The sequence below is a fragment of the Curtobacterium sp. MCLR17_032 genome (assembly GCF_003234795.2).
Taxonomy (GTDB): domain Bacteria; phylum Actinomycetota; class Actinomycetes; order Actinomycetales; family Microbacteriaceae; genus Curtobacterium.
Genome location: NZ_CP126268.1, coordinates 1,785,080 through 1,801,792 on the forward strand (window position 1 = coordinate 1,785,080; position 16,713 = coordinate 1,801,792).

Consider the following 16,713-nt stretch of genomic DNA (forward strand, 5'->3'; position numbering starts at 1 on the left):
CTCGAAGCGTCGCGTCCGATGCGCGAGTTGTTCTCACGTGCTCCGCTCCGGTGCTCCACGGCCGACGCCGTGCTGCCCGCGGTGCGAGTCTCGCACGAACGCCGAAAGCCGGCCTGTCGACGAATCGAACAGGCCGGCTTTCGGCGAGATGGACGGGAACGGCGGGTCAGAGCCGGTTCGCGATGCCCGATGTCGAGGCGAGGTCCTCGAGCTTCGCGACCAGCGGGTCGAAGTCAGCGGGGAAGAGCCCGGTGTAGACGTCGAGTGTGATGCTCGGCTTTGCGTGCCCGAGCATGCTCTGCACGAGTGGCACGGTCGCTCCCGCAGACACCCCGAGGCTCGCGGCGGTGTGCCGCAAGTCGTGTGGGGTGAGCTTCGGGAAGTGCTGCACGGCCGTCCCACGCGCGAAGTCGCTCGCGGGCCAGCTTGCGATCGCCCGCTGAACGGCCGGAGCGAAGACGCGACGCCGCCATGTCGAGAGCCGGAGCATGCCGCCCTCCGGCGCGGTGAAGACGAGGCCGTGCGCGTCACGCCCTGCCGACCGTCGTTGGAGCGGTTCCATGACCTGCGGCACTCCCGGCACCTGTCGGGCCTTGCCGTTCTTGGGCGGACCGAGTACAAGTTCGCCCCGGACCTCGGTCGCGGACTTGCGAACGTGCACGACGTTGTTCGCGAAGTCGAGGTCGGCGAACGTGAGTGCAGCGGCTTCGCCGAACCGCAGCCCCGAGAACGCTAGGAAGGCGATGAGCATTCGATCGCGCTCCTGTGCCTCGTCGAGAAGGTGCGCGACCTGCGGGGCGCTGAGGTAGCCATGCTCGCGCGTGACCACCGTAGGCAGCTTGACCCCTCGCGCAGGGTTCCCGGTCAGAAGGCCCTGCTCGACACAGTCCTCGAGGACTCCTCCGAGGATCTGGTGCGCCTTCTGAATCGTCTGCGCTCCGGCGCCCGCGGCGTGGATGGACTCCACCCAGGCCCGCACCGACTTCTTGGTGAGCGCCTCCAGGGACGTGTCGCTCCAGTAGGGCGTGATCCACTTGCCCGCGACGGCCGCGCGGTTCGCAACCGTCGTCGCTGCGAGCGTGGCGCGCCTGGCAAGGAACTCGTCGATGAAGGGGCCGAGCTTCTGCGAGAGGTCGGATTGAGTGCGGTAGGTCGGCCTGTTCATCGCGACAATGTTCGCCGCGGACCAGACGTTGGCGTCGCGCTTGGACCGGAACCCGCGCTTCCGCGTCGTTCGACCGTCCGGCTTCGTGTAGCCCACCTCGAACCGCTTGCCCTTCGCCGTTTCGTACTCCCGGATCGTGGCCATCAGGCAGCCATTCCGTCGTGCGAGATGCGGGTCCGCTCGACGTAGGCGAGCAGGTCACCGAGGCGGTAGGCCACGGAACGGCCGACCTTGATGTACGCGGGGCCGCGGCGGAGGTAGCGCCACTGGGCGAGCGTCCCGACGGACGTGAGGAGGAACGATGCGGCTTCAGCCGGCTTGAGGAGAATTGCATCCTCGGAGGTGAGTTCGCGAGTCTCCGATGACGCGGTCAGGCGGCTCAAGGACTTGGGCATAGGTCTTTCGCTTTCGGTACTGGAAGTGACAAGCTCAGTGAGCCCGTTGTCCCCCGGAGCGGGTGACCCAGCGTCTATGCGCGACCACCGCAGTTAGCCGTGGTGCAGGAGAATAAGCCCCGGTCACTGCGGCGAGTCGTTCTCTGCAGGTGCGGCAACGCCGGTCGTCTCGGAATTGCCTATTGGGTTCGTTATAGCGTCAGGCAAAGCCCCTCCTTGGTCCCCGCGGCGTTCGCCGCGGGCATCGCCCGCTACTAAAGGCCGCTGACACTCGAGGCCGCTGGCAATACGTGAGACGCGAACGTCCCGCATCATCGGCAGCACGGCCAGCTCGACGGGTACCACGCCGAGTGGCCCAGGGAGGAGCCGCTCCGGGCGTTTCACACGACGAACTCGAAGACGCTCGCCGTCCCGGTCGAGGGCCGCGACGGGAAGGACGCACTCCAGACCGATGCTTCGCTGCGCACGCAGACGACACGGGCCGGAACTGCCCTCGCGCACGTGCCGGTCGTCTCTGAGATGTACGGCACGTCGACGGCACGCTCCATCACGCGGTCCGCCGGGACGTTCACAGCCGGCGGCAACCACCACGACCTCGTGATGACGAACCAGCGGAGCAACCGTGCCCATTCTGTTTGCGAACCGATGCCAACTGCGACGACCGCAACTGGCGGCGGCCAGGCGCTGCTGCAGCCGTTCGCGACGCAGTTCCGCGATCAGGCGGACCGGAGCCCCGATCCGCAGAGGGATCTGCTGCGCACGATCGTCGCCGACCAGCACGCCCTCGTGCATCGGATGAACACCGGGGGCGCATCCATGACGACGTCGCCCCTCGAGTCGCTGCGCATCCTGACCACGGCAGGGCACCAGGTGGTCTGCAACAGCCGTCACACCGGCGGCTCCCCCTCGGGATCTCCAGCAGGCCGAGGAGCTCGTCCCGGAAGTGCTGTTCCGGGTGTGCCAGCCGCACGAGGTCGCCGCCGGCATGGCGTTCCCGGCCGACTACCTTTGGCAGCCGCCGGACCGGTCGAGGCCGGTGTCGAACCGTGATGTCGTCAAGGCTGCCGGCAACGCGGTCAGGCCGCCAGCCGCCAGGTAACTCATCGCCGCCGGTGCCACGTCGATCGACGCGACCAACGCGGTCGCAGCGTGAGCGCGGCCGACGGATTTGTCCCGGTGGCCGCGACGAGAGGCACCTCTAATCAGCAGAGGAAGCAACCCGACCCGCACCGATGAATGGAAGGACCGACATGGGGTACCAGGTCTACGAAGACCCCAACCAGAGCTGGCGCTGGGCGGGGTACGCCGTCCCCGCCGAGTGCGACTGGGACGGCTGTGCCACCCGGATCGACCGTGGCCTCGCCTACAAGTGCGAGGACCACGGCGACTACGTCTTGATGCTCGACGGCGAGGAGATCACCTACGACCGCTACGCCGACGAACTCGACGCCGAAGAGGTCTGGCAGGAGCACGACGGCTTCGGGTCGTACTTCTGCCCGGACCACAAGGCGCGCACCGGCGAGCACACCGCCGTGCAGCCGAAGCCGGACTCGCTCGAGGGGAAGCGAACATCCTCACTGACGACTCCTGGGCCCCGTGGCGCAAGCAGCACGCCGCTCGCATCGGAGTCATGCGCGCCCAAGCCATGCTCCCCGCGGGTGCGGCCCAGTGAAGTACGTCCGCTGCCGCTGCCGCTCCTGCGTCGGCACCGGCTACCTCGACACCGAGCTCGGCGCCGACGACCCGCAGCGGTCGCCTGCATCACCTGCTGCAGCTACGGCTGGTTCGACCTTGAAACCGGGAAGCCGGCCGACATCGAACCGCCCCTGTTCACCCTCACCGAGGAAGGGGTCCTCCAGTGACCATGCACACCATCGCCGCCAAATCACGCACAGCCCCAATCACCCCTGCGCTGCGGAAGCGCATCGTCCCACACGACAACATCTTGAGCACGGACTACTCCCGCACGGGGAAGCTCGCCCAGCGCCTGAAGGATCTCAACAGCTGGGCCAACCGCGGCTATGAGCTCCGCCACACCCACGTCTTCACCCACGACGACAGCGAGATCTACGTCGACGACCTCGAGAAGGATCTCGACGACCCGCGCTGACCCTAGGGGAGCCGATCAGCGTAGATCGGCCCCGACGCCGTGCCGAAGGTGTTGAACCGGACGGCGTCGCCGGACTCGTTCCGTTCCGCCGGGGACGCCGTCCCCTGGACCGGCGGCGGCGAGCATCGTCCGTTCCCGACATCGACGCACAGGTGCTCGACCGCGGTCACCCTCGGATCGAGCGGTATCCGCGTCAGCGGCACCGGGACCGCGTACGAGGACCAGTTGCGGTACTTCGCAACGATGAAGCCGTCGCCCAGATGCCACCGGCAGCGGGGGCAGTGCTGCGCTGTGTAGTCGGTGTTCGTCGTCTTGCTGTGCGCCGCCCGGTACTCCGTCGCCGGCGGCAACGAGCTCGCAGCGAACGCCTTCCGTACCTCTGCCTGGAAGACCAACTCCGGTCGGTCCCGCACCCAGGTCGGGTACCTCGAACCGAACGACACCGTACCGACCTGGCCGCATCGGGTCTGCAGCTGCACCCCACCGAGCCACCAGAACGAGAACCACGCACCGCAGCGCTCGTTGTGGCACTTCGACATCGCCGTGACGATCTCGACCGCCTCGACCACCGCTTCGTACCGGAGCCGGATCTCACTGCGAAACCACCGCGTCAGCGCAGTGCGCATCGAGACGAACTCGCGCCCCTGCGCCAGTCCGACAGGCATGTCCATCTGCAGCGCGTCCGCTGTCCCGCGCAAGTTCCACAGGCCCCGATCGCGGTTCTTCGGCCCGACCAGCCACACGCACTCCACGCGGGCGGCTCCGTACCGAGCCGTCCGACGAGCGAAGTCCTCCGGCGTCTGACTGGCCCACTGCACCTCGATAGCGACAGAAGGCACCCCCGGCTTGGAGACAAGGACGTCAGCGATCCACGAACGGTCCGGCGCCGGCGCTTCGACGATCGCCTCCCAGCCGTGCTCGCGAGCCACCTCCGCGACCAGTGCTTTCGCCGCCAAGTGCTCACGCGACTCCGGCCCGCCCTCATGCAGCTCGCAGCTGACTGCCTTGTGCCGGAAGTACCGGGTGCCGGCACGCTCCACCGGCACGCCGGGTTCCCCGCACGACATCACCAGACCGCGATCCCGGTACGTCGCCCGCACCTGCGCCCACGCCTCATCACCGAGCCCCCACGACTCGACACGTTCCCCACCCCACAGGGCAACCAGCGGCACAGCAGCTCCTCATCGGGCCGACGCCCACGCACGCGATCCTGCTGCACCCCAACCGTCATCGTCCAGCAGCACCCCCGCCCGCCACCTTCGAGCCGGAAAGCCCGCGCGACACGCACACCACACCCGCCACCGAGCCCCACCCGGGTAAATTCGCCCTAGCGAGCGAGGGGCCCGACCATCACGAAGTTGCTCAACTACGCCGACGTCGCGAAGGCCCTCAACGTCTCGATCGAGACCGTGTGGGCCTACGCCGTCCGCGACGCCGACTTCCCCACCCGTGTGAACCAGGAGCGCTCGCCGCTGTTCCTCGCGGAGCACGTCGACGAGTACCGCTGGCAGAGGCGGGAACGCGCTCGTGGACGCGCCGGCCACCCGCCAGGCGTCCAGGACGCCTCTGGACGGGTTTCTACGGGCCGAACGGCCGGCGACCGCATCAGACGGCTTATGGACGCTCCCGACGCGCCAGTGGGCGACGTACGGGCGTTGGCGGGTCTCCTGGGTCTTGAGGTGCCGGCGCTCCGGTACCGCTTGCGCGGTCAGACGCGGTGGAAGCCGGCAGAGCTGAAGACGATCGCGCGCGTGTTCCGGGTATCGATCGACGAGCTCACGGGCACGCTCGAGCTCGTCTGAGCGAGAGACTCCACATGGCGCGCGTTCAGGTGAACCAGCGGGAGCTCCGCAAGCTCATGGAGCAGATCGCCCGGCAGCTCGAGGACGCTGACCGCAGCTTCCGGGAGACGCACACCGGGCTCCCCGTGCATGTCGTCCGTGCCGACGTCGGCGACGCGTTGCCGTCGGGCATCCAGCTCTCGCCAGAAGCTCTCGACGACTACGTCGCCGCGGTGTCCGCCGATCAGCCGTTCGAGTTCCGCCTAGGCGGGTAGCTGCAGGAGCAGCTGGAATGCGTGCTGCGTCAGTTCGGAACCGAGTTCGCCGGCCATCGCCGTGCCGATGGCGAGACCGAGCTTCGTCACGATCCCGCGCACCGCGCCTGGGCGGGCCTGCCCGTCGACTTCCGCGCGTAGCTCCTCCACCGTGGTCGCAAGTTCCGCACGCGCCTGCTCGTCCTCGACGTGCTGCAGTCGGCCGGAAATCTCGTCGACGAGCTCGCGCGCCTGGTCCTGCCACCCCGATGTTGATGGTCTGCTGCACGTGCTGGCTGTTCTGCGCCACGTTCGCCGGCGCGTGGAAGTGGTTCGTGTAGGTCGCCGATCCGGGGGACTCATCGTGTGTCGGCTCGTGCACGGACTTCCCCTGCTCGACGATCCACCGCCCCTTCGCCATCGGCTCCGGCCGCAGCGGGTCCGGCCGCTGATCCGCCATCGGCCCCTTGATGAAGCGCCCCTCGTGCAGCCACTTGCCGGTCTGCTCGAGATCCTCCTGCGTGTACGGCATCCCGAGGTAGTTCGCCCCCGACCTCAGGAAGTCATCCGAGGTGGGTGAGCCGCCGGCGTCGTCCTGGTCGACAACCCACACGAGGTACTCGTCGCGCATCCGCTGCCGACGTGCCCGCACGTTGCCCCTGGCGGTCTCCAACGCCGACCACGCGTCCTTCCCCTGCGCCGTCGGCCGAGCGCTCCACCCGCCACTGAACCGCCAATCGACCGTCACGTAGCCGGCTCCCTCCAACTCCCGGACACGCTCGCGCAGATCCCGCGCCGACGCGTGGTCTGATTCCGAGCCGAGGAGATCCTGCGGGAGCGCCTGCGGGTTCGTGCTCCGCTCGCCAGCAGCGGCGATGATCCGGCCGAGCACGTCGAGCCGGCGGAGATCCTCGGGGGAGTGTTCAGCCATGCCAGGACAGTACCCAGCAGAGGTGACATCACGCCCCTGAGCCGAAGCACGGAGCTCCCCGGGCACCATCCGCAGAATGACGCCCGGCGATCCGACCTGGACAGCAGCGGTCGGCTGGGTCGCCGAGGGGCTCTCTGAATCCGAGCTACCGACTCACGACGGCGATGATGAGCCGCAGGACACCGCACCGGCGGATGCTTGACGCATGAGCAACCCACCCGAGGAACGTCCGCTCGAGCGGATGGCGCGCGCGATCGTCGCATGCCACCTGGACACCCTCGTCGAGCGCAGCGACGATGGCACGGCGCCCGGCCAACCTGACGGGTTGATCTACCTCCCCGACGGCACGTACGCGCGCCTCGAAGTGGGTAGCGACCACGACGTTGCCTACGCCCGGCTCTCCGACGCACTCGAGCGTCAGGGTGAGCTGATCGCCATCGACCCCGCATCCCCAAGCTGGTACGTCTCGCTGCACCACGGCAGCCGACTCAAGCGCATCCGCCAGCGGGTCCCCGAGATCCTGCAAGAGCTCCCGCCCGCCGAGTTCGTCGAGGGAGTCGTTCCCGCGGACACCTGGGCCGCCGGCCCCGACCACGTGCAACGACTCGACGAGCTCGCGGAGCTCGGCGTCGCCTACCTCGCCGCATACCCCGACCGGTCGGGACTGATCGGCTTCGGCACCAAGGGCTGGAACAGCTGGCAGGACCCGATCACGGTCGCCGCCTGGATCTCGCGCGTCCTCGACCGTGAGGCCGACGTCGCCGACAAGCTGCAGCGCCACGGCGGACGCGAACGTCACGCACTCATCTGGGCCACGCTCGGCAGCACGTGGGCCGTCAGCAACGCCCTCAACTGGCATAAGGACGCACCACCCCTCCGGAAGCCCATCGGCCCGGAGATCGACGAGGAGTTCTGGGACCTACTGCTCGGTCCGCAGGACCAGCGGCCCCAGCCGGCCCCGCTGCCCGACCCGTCCTCCCAGAACCGATCACACACCTATGGCTCGCCAGCACCCTCTCCGGTCGCGGAGCCCTGCACCAAAGCCCCGACGGCGGATGGGAGCGAACCCACTGGCGCACCCCGCAGCACGAAGACGACATCGACGCCGCAATAGGCCCAGCGCACACGTCCCTGGAAGACTTGACGCAATGACCGGACCGATCACGTGGGAGCAGCCGGCGATGGTCATGCACCACGGCCGCCGACGACCCAACTACGGCGACGACGACCGGTTCAACGCCGAGTGGTGGGGGGAACACGGCAACTTCACCCCACCCGACTACCAGTGGCGCTCCTACCGCCGAGACGGACAAGAGATCGCCCGAGCGCTGCTCGTCCTCAGCTTCACAAGCCACACCCCCGACCACGCCGGCCCAGCACTGCTCATCTGGAACTTCGAAGTCCGCCGCGACCTCCAGCGCACCGGAGAGCACATCGGCACCGAGCTCGTCCAAGCGCTCGCCGCGGAGTACCCGGACCGTGAGATTTACAGCGGCCCAACCCCGCAGTCGATGCCGTTCTGGAAGCGGTTCGGATGGCCGATGTGCGACTGCGAAGACTGCTTCGGCCGCAACCTCGTCGTTCGCCGCCCGGCCTAGTCGTACGCCATGCACGACGCAGACCGAGACGCGCAGCAGTGGCTGACAGTCGACGAGCTCGCAGCACGACGCCGTGAGCTCGTGCGTCAGTACGACCGCGAGCTCCGCAGCGCCGAGCCCGTCCCTGAACGCGTCGCGGCGCTCTGGGCCGAGGCGGACGCAATCGCGGCAGTGCAACGGGGCCGGTGCTAACACACGGGGATGCAGCCCAGCCGAGCTGGCGGACCGGTAGCTAAGCTCACCTCGTGAACGACGGAGACACCTCACTGCCAGTCCTCTTGGCGTCGGCCGCGGTGAGCGTCTGCGACACCTGGCCCGACCCCGAGAAGCGCCGCGAGCAGCTACTCGCTGTCTGGGCGCAGCTCGGCTCAGACCCCGATCTGCTCCTAGCTGCAGCGGGAGAGGTAGCTGCACTCCCGCAGCCCCTCTCGGATGCAGTTGACGAGATCGAGCGGAAGGCGCGTATCCGCGAGCTTCTCGGAGCCCGATCGCCGGAGGACGAGTTGCTCTCGATGCTCGATGCGCGAGCGCTGCTCGAACGGCTCGCCCGCGAGCAGGCTGAGTAAGGCGCTCCACCCGCCCGCTGTAGGGTCCGTCACGATGTGGCGTTGGGCGTCTGCAAAGGCCGAGACCTGATCGTACGACGGTCGGCCTAGCTGGGAAACAGTCTCGGAGCGCGCTCGCGCAGCAGGTACCGCTCCATGTCGCTCTGCAGCAGCGGCACGCCTTCCCTCTGCGGGGTCGACTGGTCGGTGTACCAGTAGAGCCGGCGCACTCCGCCGGCGGTGTGCTGCTGCGCAACCTGCCGGGCATCCGCAGTGGTGAAGAGCCACACCCGGTCCGCCTCCAACGACGTGAAGGCGAGCAGTTGAGCTGGGGTGTCGTGCGGGAAGTTCCACCCGATCGCCAGCCGTCCCCGTCCGCCGGCGGGCGTGCTGCGCTCCACGGTCTTCACCTGCATCGTGGTCGCCGCTCCGGTCGCTGGCGCGTAGACGACCAGGTCGATTCCCGCATCGGTCGTCAGACGCGCGCTGTCGATGCCCAGCTTGAGCAGCTGGTACTGCACCAGCAGCTCGCCGGCGGCACCGATGTGCTGCGTTGTGCGGCGTTTCTGCGGGGGCTCGAGCGTCACCGGGAGGCGTTCACTGTGCTGCAGCGTAGGCGTCGCGCACGGCCTGGCTGATGCGTCCGGGTGCAGCAACCTCGAGACCGTTCGCTGCGGCCCACTCGCGGATCTTCGCCAGTTCGTCGGGGTCCGTGCGCCCAGAGGAACTCGTGCGGGTCCGGGTCGATCGACCGGTGGTCTTCCGAGCTGCGGCGAGGTGATCCGCATACGCCCCACGGGTCTTGTCGGCATTCTCGTTCGTCAAGTCGATCTCGTACACGGACCCGTCGAAGCCGAACTGAACGGTCTTTCCCGAGCCATCTTCGATCGTCTCGCCAGTGAGGTCGTCAACAAGGGTGGTGGTAATTTTCTGGGCCATGCTGCCCCAATACCGAGGTTCGTCGGCAGCATCCCACACCTGCTGCCGTCTTGCGCGAAGCCGCGGCTGTCGGGACCGGTTCGTAGGCTTGTCGTGGAGAGGAGCTCAATGAGCAGCGGTCTGAAACGTGTTGAGCGTGTGGAGTGGGGGCGTCTCCCGAAGGACGAGTTCGACCGCATCGTTGATGTCCTCATCACGACGCACTACAAGGAACTCGGATTTGACGCAGAAGCCGTCGACGGACGTGGTGGCGATGGGGGCATCGAGATCGACGTCCGCGATCGGGAGACGGGCAAGCTGCTCCACATCTTCCAAGTGAAGTACTTCCCCGAGGGGTTTCCGACAGCCCACAAGAGCCGGCGAACTCAGATCAAGCGCTCCTTCAAGTCCGCGGAGAAGCACGAGCCGCCGGATTGGTCTCTGGTGATGCCTTCGAAGGGAACTCCCTCCGAGCGAAAATTCGTCACCGGGCTCAAGTCAGCGAAGATCCGGCGGACCCACACGGTAGGGACAGTCGAGCTCGACCAGATGATGGCAAAGCACCCTGACGTGAATCAATGGGCCGTCCGTAGCGAGCGAGATGAGGCACTCCGACTCGTAGGGCGCGAGGACGTCCTGCCAAAGAGCGCGGAGCAGTTCCAGCAAGCGGTTCAGGACGTCCTAGAGCGCGGGAACAAGTTCAGCCCCTTCTGGGGCCATCGGCTCGGCGCTTTCAACGGGCACCCCGTTACAGAGCTCTATCCCAAGCGTGAAGACGCGGCCGAGAAGGAGCCGCTGTCGTTGACGATCAACACTGCGTTTGGTGAGGCACACGCGGATCTCGAACAGCAGTGGCGAGAAACGATCGGGTACGGCAGGAATCGCCAGGTCACGCTGCCCTCGGGAGTCGTGCAATCGATCGTCAAGCACGGGCCGGTCGAGTGGTTCGCCGGCGAGTCAACACCCGAGCAAGTTGTCGTCGTGCCCGAAGGGCGAGAGCACGAGTCCGTGCCGGCGGATGTCGTCCTGCGCGACGCGGACGGCAAGGAGGTCGGCCGACTGTCTGGCGACACGGCCGACCAGGGAGCTGGCCCCCTCGGTGGAGTGCTCGAGATCGATCTGGTGGGAGGTCTCCACCAGGCTTGGTTTAGCGACAAGCCGGGCGAGACCGGACGAGTTGAACAGACCTTCTCGGTTGCTGGCGTGTCAGCGCGGGAAGTTGCCCGCGCGGTTCGGTTCACCGAAGCGATCAAGACCGCGACCGACATGACGCTCGTCATCGGAGCCGTAGAGATCACGGTCGGCATCACCGGAGGGCCGGTGCCGGAGCTTCCCGCGGACATCACTGAGTACGTCGAGGATCTCGCGGCTATCGAACGCCTCGCGGATGTCCACCTGCCTGTCCCGAAGAAGCTGCCGACTGCTACGGACCGAATCTGGGTGCGCGTGATCCGCATGCTGCTGGAAGGTAAACGTCCTGCCGCTCCTACACGCACGATGGAGGTCAACTGGCGAAGCGCTGCAGGTGAACCGCTCGGCGATCCGTTTGGGACCGGGGCGGCGCTCTACGTCCCGGCTGACCCCACTCAGACCGTTTACCTGAAAGTCGAGGGCCGATCCGTACCTGTACCCGCGTTCTCGATGGCCCACCCGAACGTCGTGGTCGACAGCGCTCGTCTGGAGGGTCCTGTTGAGAAGCTCACGATGCGGATCAACGACGGGACGCCGTTCCGGCTGTTCGGCGGCGACGAGCTCCCGGAAGACGATCACAGCATGTACGAGCCCCCGGACCCGTGGCAGATCACCGGCATCCCCGAGGCGAGCGACGTGTACGGAGGAAAGAAGAAGTCGTAGACGCACGTGTAGGTTCCGCGCAGAGCAGGTGCCTGGTGATCTGATTCCAGATCAGATGGCACCGATGCTGGCCCGCGCATTTCGTAGCTGATGGCACTTTCCGACAGCCGAGGTCCGGCCATTTCAGACCGTTGATCGCGGTGAGCGAGATGTCCTGGGTCTGCGCGATGATCGGAACATGGGGAATCCGCACGTCTTCCAGGTCGCGCAAGAGGCCGGCGTTGACACAACCACCGCTCTGCGAGTCTTGCATGGACTGGGATCGACGATCGACGCCCCAGAGCAGCGAATCGATGCAGAAACCGCCGCCCGACTTCGGCGCGCGCTTGGGGTGCAATCTGCGACGCCGCCGACCACTGCGCGGACTCCGCGGAGAGTGGCATCGCCCGAGCCCCGGACGGAACGTCCGGACACGAAGTCGAAGCCCCGCGGCCCGGTGCGCCCGATGCCGCGCAATCTCATGGTGGTTGAGCGGGATGCTGCGATCCGGGGCATGATCCCGGGTTTGTACGATTTGCTTGTTAGCAGCAGTGTGGCAATCGAGGACCCGGTAGTCGTCTTTCACGACGTCGCGAAGGACCCGGAGTACGGGCTCTGCACGCTGCAGGGCGAGCGGTGGGCGCCTCCGGCGGGTAGCGGTGTCAGCCGCACCAAGCTCGTCGAGGGGCTCCGGCTACTGGACCGTCGGTACCGCGAGCGGGGACTGGTGCCGGCGAACGTGTTCATCGTCATCGATGTGCGCCGGCAGCGGGCGTGGTTTCACCAGTCCTTCAAAGCCGTGAGGAAGAACACGCAGGGGCCGTTCCTTCATGCCAGCACGCTGGCTGAGATCCCAGTAACGGCGCGTGTACTCGACACCCCGCCCGCACGCCTGGCTCGCCGTGGGGAGACGTTCGTACCGATGGATGTGCCGCACCTCGTGCGGAGCGTGAGTGCGCCCCGGGACAGGCCAGAGGAGTCGTTCCTGCTGCACGAGGAGTTGTTGCAGCTCGCCGTTGACAGCCTGGACGGTGACGAGCAGCTCGACCCCCTGCCGGTGCACATCAACGGTCTCTGGGTCTTCGCCCGGCCGGTGATCATGCACCGTCCTGACGGCACCGAGCGTTACGTGCGAGCGGTCTGGTACCGACAGGGCGAGGTTGTCTGGCGCATGCGCACGTTCGCTGCAGGACGCGGGAACGATGCAAAGGAGGTGGGGGAGCGCCTCTCCGGCCGACTGCCGTTCGTACCCGTCTGGGATGAGACCCGACCAGAGCAGAAGCTCCTCGCGGCTGTCTGGGCGCTCATGGCGCAGGGGGACGTCACCGAATCGGACCGGCGGCCTGGCCTCGAAGCAGGCCCCGTCGGCACCGGCACCGGAACCGGCGCGGGCGATCTGGTGATCGTTCGCGTGCAGGCAGGAACCGAGCATGCGCAGGTGTACCGACACGACGATCCCAGCAATTCAGAGGACCGGCCCGCCTGGAGCGTGCGCGGACACTGGCGACACCAGCCGTACGCCTCGCTCGGCCGAGACGAGTTCGGCAATGTGCGCACGAAGATGATCTGGATCGCCTCGTACGTGAAGGGCAACAGCGCCGGCGGGCTACCTACCGACAAGGTGATCAGCGTTCGACCCTGATGGCGCTGCAGTTGGCGTCGTCCGCCGTCATTTCGTCCCGCGGTAGTCGGCAGCTTCCGTCGTGAGGCTGCTCACCTTCCCTGGTGCTGCACGTCGCTGCCCTATAGACAAGGAGCTACGGCCAACGAAGGAGTTGTCGATGCTGGTTCAGGTTTGTGGTCTTCCCGGCGCAGGGAAGTCGACGCTGTCTGCTGCGATTGCGGAGTTGACGCCCTCGCTGACGCTTCGCGTTGATGCGATCGAGGGCGCGATGTGGAAGTACCAGATCCCGCGTGAGCAGTCAGGAATCGCCGCGTACTCGATCATGCATGCCATCGCGGTAGCGAATCTGCGGCGCGGTCAGGTGGTCATCGCGGACGCGGTGAGCGGCGTTGAACCCGCTCGGGCTGGTTGGGCGTCGACCGCGGATGTTGCCGGGGTACCGCTGCGTGTCATCGAGGTTGTGTGTGCGGACGTCGACGAGCACCGTCGCCGTGTGGAACAGCGGGCGAACGATCTGCCTGGGTTCACCTTGCCGACGTGGGACGAAGTACAGCGCACCGCCGACGAGTACGAGCCCCGCACGGACGATCGGCTCGTCATCGACAGCACCCGCCCCCTCGAGGAAACAGTCCGTCAGGCCCTCGACTATCTCGAACTGCACGCCCCGTGAGGGATCGGCTATCCAAACGCGACCACGGAGGTACTGGATAGGGTCCGGAGGCATGGAAGCAACGATGCTTGAACCTCGCACGCTGGCCCCTGGTGACACCGTCGCGATCGTTTCGCCAGCGTCGTGGCCGGAAGACTCCGTACCTGGCTGGATCGCTGATCAGGTCGAATCATGGGGCCTTCGAGCAGTCGTTGCGCCGCACGCGCTCGATCACCGCGGCTACCTCGCCGGCACCGATGCCGACCGGATCGCAGACCTGAACAACGTGATTCGAGACCCGGCGGTTCGTGCCGTGATCGCTTCCACCGGAGGCTGCGGCAGCTTCCGAATCGCTCCGCTCGTTGATACCGACGCGCTCCGCGCTGACCCCAAGCTGCTGGTCGGATACAGCGACATCACCGCCCTGCACTGTGTCTGGGATGCTGCCGGCGTCCCGACGCTGCACGGCGCGATCGCCGGCGCCCACGCTGACCACGTCCGACGGCTACTCATGGAGGGCGCCCGCACCGTCGTCGACGCTGACACTCGCGCCTTGTCTGCTGAGCTCACCACGACGGGACGCGTCGAGGGGACGCTCTTTGGTGGGAACCTCGAGATGCTGGCGCGGTCGGTCGGGGTCGTGGACCTCGACCTCGCGGGCAGGATCGTCCTCCTCGAGATCAACCGCGCTGCGGGGCTGGGGATTGTCGATCGGGCGCTGACGCAGCTGCGGTACTCCGGAGCGCTGGACGGTGTTGCCGGCGTCGCGCTCGGGAGCATCGACCAGTTCGCCGACTACGAGGACCGAGGCTGGACGATCCTCGATACCCTCCGTGACCACCTGAATGCGCTCGGCGTCCCTGTCCTCGGTGGCTTGCCTCTCGGGCACATTGAGGACCTCGTCACCCTGCCACTCGGCACTCACGCCGTCCTCGACGTCGACCACGCTCGACTGATGGTCACTGCGCCGACCGCAACGGACGGTGTGTGAATCCGTGCGTCAGCTTCTTCGTCCTCGTGCCCTTCAGCCTGGGGATCTCGTCGTCATCGCCTCGTTGTCCGCGCCGCTTCTTCCCGAGTACGAAGCGAACGTCGAACACACAGAACGTCTGTTCGAGCGGATGGGGTTCCGGGTCCGTCGTGAACCGCTGCTGCAGGCTGGCCACAGCAGATGGTGGAGTGCTGCTGTTCCAGCCCAGATCGCGGCGAGTTGGACACCCCCCTGCGAGAACCCGAGGTCCGCGCCATTGTCGCGAACGATGGCGGTCAATCGGCTTTCAGGTACCTGGATCTGGTGGATTTCGACGCGATCATGCCCATCCGAAGCCGACCCTGGGGTACAGCGACATCTCGTTGCTGCACCTGGCTCTCTACTCGCAGACGGGTCTCGTCGGCTGGTGATGGTCGTGGTGTCTGTTCCCCGATTCGTGTCGGTGATGTTGGGGGCGGGAGGGACGGCGCTTGGCCGTCCCTCCGGCGTTGGTCACTCCACGGGCGGGGTGAAGGTGAGCGTGTTGACGAACGTCGCGTAGTCGGATGCTGCCGTCGGACGGCGGGTGGTTCGCGATCTGATCAGTACGGCGCAGCTCGCGGAGACATCGATCGGGAGGTGCTGGTCCTAGTCGATTTCGTGCCTCGAACACGGGGTCGCGGTAGCCGCATGAATGAGTGATCGTCGAGGGATGGGGACGGAGCAGCCACGAGGCGAGCAGCTCGAGACCGTCCGATGGATTGCGGTGGCGCTGAACAGCACCCGGACCATGATCGACCGTCGAGTGTTCGAGGACCTCTTCGAGAACTCCGTCGTCAGTGGCCGCGCTCCCTACCGGCAAGCTCTCGACCGCGCCGAGATCACGTTCGGTGACCTCGTCGAGCTGTCGCGGAAGGCGGACATCCCGTACCCGCTGTTCTTCGCTCCTCACGACTACGTCCGTGCGCAGATCGCGACCAAGACGGCCAAACTCCTCCAGGGTGTGAGTAAGGAGACGTTTGCGCTCAATTCTCGGACGACAATCGATGTGAAGGACGTCGAGCTCATCATCAAGGACCTCATCCGGAAGCAGATGCTGCTCCGGAAGCACGACCCTGAGCTCGAGGACAACCGGATCGTGGGCCTGCTCAAGAATCCGCGAGGTACGGCGGCGGAAGACGCTCGGGTGCTGCTCGACGTTCTCGGGCTCGAACGCGACACCCTCGCCCAGGCGCGGACGAAGAAGCGCGCGCTCGAGATCATGACCGAGCGACTGGAAGCGCGGCAAGTCCTCGTCTCGCTCAGCGTTCGCGGGTTCATGCCACAGCTCATCGAGGTGAAGTTCAGCGGGCTGACCGTGAAGGACAAGAAGGTCCCGTACATCTTCCTCGCACGCGGGGACCACGGGGACGACCAGGAGCCGGAGGGGCGGCAGCTATTCACGTTGACGTTGCTCGCCGTTCTCGTCGCCCGGGGCATCTTCGCCCCGGTGACGTACGACGGCCGGAGTCCTGCCGTCGGGCCTGGCCGCGAGTACGACATCGTCGGCGAGATCCTCATGCCAGAGGCTGCCGTTCGCGCCCTCGACCTGGAGACGCTCGAGGATGTGCGGACCGGCGCGGATCGATTCAAGGTGACGCCGAGCGCCCTGGTCGTCCGAGCACAGCGATTGCGTCTCGTGAGCCCGGCGATTGCCAGTGCCCACCTGAACGCCCTCGGTCGAGAATTCGCCGCCCGGCCGCCCAGTCGAGCACAACAGCCCAAGCCAGTGAACGGTATCCGTACCTATAACGGCAGGGCGTTCTCGGCCCGTATGGTCAGGGCACTGGACGCCGGGCAAGTCTCGCCTGGCGATTTCTGCCGAGCCGTGTGCGCGAACAAGATCAGGCCGCACCAGATCCGCGACTTCCGAGAAGCACTCGGATGATGGGTCACCGGTA

General features: G+C 66.8%; 19 protein-coding genes and 1 pseudogene. 14 read left to right on the plus strand and 6 right to left on the minus strand.

The features are described from left to right. Positions 1-166: 166 nt before the first annotated feature. Both DEI97_RS08420 and DEI97_RS08425 read right to left on the minus strand, forming a co-directional pair. Complete coding sequence (locus DEI97_RS08420) at positions 167-1,309, minus strand: tyrosine-type recombinase/integrase (protein WP_111073376.1); 1,143 nt, start codon at positions 1,307-1,309, stop codon at positions 167-169. After that, positions 1,309-1,560 carry a helix-turn-helix domain-containing protein gene (locus tag DEI97_RS08425; RefSeq protein ID WP_220039161.1) on the minus strand — a complete coding sequence of 84 codons (252 nt, stop codon included), beginning with the start codon at positions 1,558-1,560 and terminating at the stop codon, positions 1,309-1,311. Before DEI97_RS08425 ends, DEI97_RS08420 begins: the two co-directional genes overlap by 1 nt. Positions 1,561-2,810: 1,250 nt before the next feature. Here DEI97_RS08425 and DEI97_RS08430 point away from each other — a divergent pair. Then, complete coding sequence (locus DEI97_RS08430; protein ID WP_111073378.1) at positions 2,811-3,422, plus strand: hypothetical protein; 612 nt, start codon at positions 2,811-2,813, stop codon at positions 3,420-3,422. Beyond that, positions 3,419-3,670, plus strand: a complete 252-nt coding sequence (locus tag DEI97_RS08435; RefSeq protein ID WP_111073379.1) for a hypothetical protein — start codon at positions 3,419-3,421, stop codon at positions 3,668-3,670. Before DEI97_RS08430 ends, DEI97_RS08435 begins: the two co-directional genes overlap by 4 nt. Before the next feature lie 2 nt (positions 3,671-3,672). Here DEI97_RS08435 and DEI97_RS08440 read toward each other — a convergent pair whose 3' ends face one another. Further along, positions 3,673-4,341, minus strand: coding sequence for a hypothetical protein (locus tag DEI97_RS08440; protein ID WP_258376609.1), 669 nt, complete (start codon positions 4,339-4,341; stop codon positions 3,673-3,675). 54 nt (positions 4,342-4,395) lie between these two features. Beyond that, positions 4,396-4,737 (minus strand): annotated as a pseudogene (locus DEI97_RS17715) (competence protein CoiA); the annotation flags it as partial. Positions 4,738-5,028: 291 nt separating this feature from the next. On the opposite strand from DEI97_RS17715, the gene DEI97_RS08445 reads away from it, so the two are divergent. The 6 genes from DEI97_RS08445 to DEI97_RS08470 all read left to right on the plus strand — a co-directional run bounded on the left by DEI97_RS08445 (position 5,029) and on the right by DEI97_RS08470 (position 8,800). Next, positions 5,029-5,472, plus strand: a complete 444-nt coding sequence (locus tag DEI97_RS08445; RefSeq protein WP_111073381.1) for a helix-turn-helix domain-containing protein — start codon at positions 5,029-5,031, stop codon at positions 5,470-5,472. A 14-nt stretch (positions 5,473-5,486) separates the two neighbouring features. Continuing rightward, positions 5,487-5,726, plus strand: coding sequence for a hypothetical protein (locus tag DEI97_RS08450; RefSeq protein ID WP_181439110.1), 240 nt, complete (start codon positions 5,487-5,489; stop codon positions 5,724-5,726). A gap of 1,115 nt (positions 5,727-6,841) precedes the next feature. Next, entirely contained in the window at positions 6,842-7,750 is a 909-nt protein-coding gene (locus tag DEI97_RS08455; protein WP_111073383.1) for a hypothetical protein, read from the plus strand. 34 nt (positions 7,751-7,784) lie between these two features. Next, positions 7,785-8,234, plus strand: a complete 450-nt coding sequence (locus tag DEI97_RS08460) for a GNAT family N-acetyltransferase (protein ID WP_111073384.1) — start codon at positions 7,785-7,787, stop codon at positions 8,232-8,234. Positions 8,235-8,243: 9 nt separating this feature from the next. Further along, the gene (locus DEI97_RS08465; protein WP_111073385.1) at positions 8,244-8,426 is read left to right on the plus strand and encodes a hypothetical protein; all 183 of its coding nucleotides are present in this window, start codon (positions 8,244-8,246) and stop codon (positions 8,424-8,426) included. 53 nt (positions 8,427-8,479) lie between these two features. Beyond that, on the plus strand, positions 8,480-8,800 hold the full coding sequence (locus DEI97_RS08470; RefSeq protein ID WP_146248038.1) for a hypothetical protein: 321 nt from the start codon (positions 8,480-8,482) through the stop codon (positions 8,798-8,800). An 86-nt stretch (positions 8,801-8,886) separates the two neighbouring features. On the opposite strand, the gene DEI97_RS08475 is transcribed toward DEI97_RS08470, so the two are convergent. After that, on the minus strand, positions 8,887-9,366 hold the full coding sequence (locus DEI97_RS08475) for a hypothetical protein (protein ID WP_111073387.1): 480 nt from the start codon (positions 9,364-9,366) through the stop codon (positions 8,887-8,889). 10 nt (positions 9,367-9,376) lie between these two features. After that, positions 9,377-9,718, minus strand: coding sequence for a histone-like nucleoid-structuring protein Lsr2 (locus tag DEI97_RS08480; RefSeq protein ID WP_111073388.1), 342 nt, complete (start codon positions 9,716-9,718; stop codon positions 9,377-9,379). A gap of 108 nt (positions 9,719-9,826) precedes the next feature. On the opposite strand from DEI97_RS08480, the gene DEI97_RS08485 reads away from it, so the two are divergent. From DEI97_RS08485 to DEI97_RS08505, 6 genes are all read left to right on the plus strand, one after another. Next, complete coding sequence (locus DEI97_RS08485; RefSeq protein ID WP_146248039.1) at positions 9,827-11,551, plus strand: hypothetical protein; 1,725 nt, start codon at positions 9,827-9,829, stop codon at positions 11,549-11,551. A gap of 178 nt (positions 11,552-11,729) precedes the next feature. Further along, complete coding sequence (locus tag DEI97_RS08490) at positions 11,730-13,172, plus strand: hypothetical protein (RefSeq protein ID WP_146248040.1); 1,443 nt, start codon at positions 11,730-11,732, stop codon at positions 13,170-13,172. Positions 13,173-13,311: 139 nt separating this feature from the next. Then, a complete protein-coding gene (locus DEI97_RS08495; protein ID WP_111073391.1) occupies positions 13,312-13,824 on the plus strand; it encodes a P-loop nucleotide/nucleoside kinase family protein in 513 nt (170 codons plus the stop codon). A 52-nt stretch (positions 13,825-13,876) separates the two neighbouring features. Beyond that, positions 13,877-14,794, plus strand: coding sequence for a S66 peptidase family protein (locus tag DEI97_RS08500; protein ID WP_111073392.1), 918 nt, complete (start codon positions 13,877-13,879; stop codon positions 14,792-14,794). A 188-nt stretch (positions 14,795-14,982) separates the two neighbouring features. After that, entirely contained in the window at positions 14,983-15,204 is a 222-nt protein-coding gene (locus tag DEI97_RS17720; protein ID WP_349814970.1) for an LD-carboxypeptidase, read from the plus strand. Between the two features lie 281 nt (positions 15,205-15,485). Next, positions 15,486-16,700, plus strand: coding sequence for a hypothetical protein (locus tag DEI97_RS08505; RefSeq protein ID WP_111073393.1), 1,215 nt, complete (start codon positions 15,486-15,488; stop codon positions 16,698-16,700). The last annotated feature ends 13 nt before the right edge of the window (positions 16,701-16,713 follow it).

Coding starts and splice junctions, on each gene's coding strand:
- DEI97_RS08420 (WP_111073376.1), bottom strand. CDS start 1,309: ATGGCCACGATCCGGGAGTACGAAACGGCGAAGGGCAAGCGGTTCGAG.
- DEI97_RS08425 (WP_220039161.1), bottom strand. CDS start 1,560: ATGCCCAAGTCCTTGAGCCGCCTGACCGCGTCATCGGAGACTCGCGAA.
- DEI97_RS08430 (WP_111073378.1), top strand. CDS start 2,811: ATGGGGTACCAGGTCTACGAAGACCCCAACCAGAGCTGGCGCTGGGCG.
- DEI97_RS08440 (WP_258376609.1), bottom strand. CDS start 4,341: ATGGACATGCCTGTCGGACTGGCGCAGGGGCGCGAGTTCGTCTCGATG.
- DEI97_RS08450 (WP_181439110.1), top strand. CDS start 5,487: ATGGCGCGCGTTCAGGTGAACCAGCGGGAGCTCCGCAAGCTCATGGAG.
- DEI97_RS08455 (WP_111073383.1), top strand. CDS start 6,842: ATGAGCAACCCACCCGAGGAACGTCCGCTCGAGCGGATGGCGCGCGCG.
- DEI97_RS08460 (WP_111073384.1), top strand. CDS start 7,785: ATGACCGGACCGATCACGTGGGAGCAGCCGGCGATGGTCATGCACCAC.
- DEI97_RS08465 (WP_111073385.1), top strand. CDS start 8,244: ATGCACGACGCAGACCGAGACGCGCAGCAGTGGCTGACAGTCGACGAG.
- DEI97_RS08480 (WP_111073388.1), bottom strand. CDS start 9,718: ATGGCCCAGAAAATTACCACCACCCTTGTTGACGACCTCACTGGCGAG.
- DEI97_RS08485 (WP_146248039.1), top strand. CDS start 9,827: ATGAGCAGCGGTCTGAAACGTGTTGAGCGTGTGGAGTGGGGGCGTCTC.
- DEI97_RS08490 (WP_146248040.1), top strand. CDS start 11,730: ATGGGGAATCCGCACGTCTTCCAGGTCGCGCAAGAGGCCGGCGTTGAC.
- DEI97_RS08495 (WP_111073391.1), top strand. CDS start 13,312: ATGCTGGTTCAGGTTTGTGGTCTTCCCGGCGCAGGGAAGTCGACGCTG.
- DEI97_RS08500 (WP_111073392.1), top strand. CDS start 13,877: ATGGAAGCAACGATGCTTGAACCTCGCACGCTGGCCCCTGGTGACACC.
- DEI97_RS08505 (WP_111073393.1), top strand. CDS start 15,486: ATGGGGACGGAGCAGCCACGAGGCGAGCAGCTCGAGACCGTCCGATGG.